The sequence below is a fragment of the Oleiphilus sp. HI0125 genome, assembly GCF_001635355.1.
Genome location: NZ_LWGF01001040.1, coordinates 1 through 962, shown reverse-complemented (window position 1 = coordinate 962; position 962 = coordinate 1). Strand labels below are relative to the sequence as shown.

1 protein-coding gene is annotated in these 962 nt (G+C 47.9%); it reads left to right on the top strand.

The features are described from left to right. Positions 1-900 (top strand): carboxyl transferase domain-containing protein (locus tag A3762_RS17825; protein WP_255375063.1); only part of this gene is annotated, 900 nt, incomplete at its 5' end. Between the last annotated feature and the right edge of the window lie 62 nt (positions 901-962).

Below are 962 nucleotides of genomic sequence, written 5' to 3'. Positions count from 1 at the left end.
GTAGCAGCGCTAAAGAAAGTAAAAGAAATTCTTAAATACATCCCGAGTAACAATAGCGAACTCGCACCGCACCAGCCAACGTCTGATGCTGTGAAGCGTGAGACGTGGGACATCGACATCCTGCTGAAGAAGGCCTTTAACAGCCCAAGCGGTTTTAACACTCCACTTGATGTCAGCATCATTATTCAAGAATTATGCGATCACGGCGACTTCCTTGAGATTCAACCTGATCGAGCGCGCAATACCATTACTGCGCTTGGAAGAATGGACGGCAACGTGATTGGTTTTGTCGCGAACAACAGTGCAGTTGCCTCGGGACAAATAGATATTGCCGCGGCCTATAAAAACGCACGTTTTATTCGCTTCTGTAATCTGTACAACATTCCAGTCATCTTCATGGAAGACACCACAGGCTTCTTACCTGGGCGCGAACAAGAGTCGATGGGTATCGTACAGGCAGGTCGCGCGATGCTCGATGCGATTGTTGATTTGCGCACCCCGCGCTTCTTAGTGATCCTACGCAATGCCTTTGGTGGTGCATATGCCTCTTATAACAACTATCCAACCGGTGCAGATTTCGTTATTGCTCTGCCATCCACGCGCGCAGCTGTGATGGGGCCAGCCGGTGTCGAGTTCGTTTACAAGAAGAAGCTTCGTGCTATCCGCGCAGCCGTAAAATCTGGAGACGAAAGTGCCGAATGGGGTGCAGAGCAAGAAGCCATTCTGGCGAAACGCTACGAAGAAGAATTGATGAATCCAAACGAAGCCTTGAGCCTTGGATCGATCTCTCAAATTGTCATGCCCAAAGACCTGAGAAAAGTACTCTGTGAAAACATGAGCTTCCACCTTCGCCACTACAATGCTGAACCTATGCAATCTGTTCAGCGCGAATTTTTCTAATCGGTCTCTGGAATAGGTTTCAACACATGACTAATGCAACGACTACCAACCATTATTTAAAT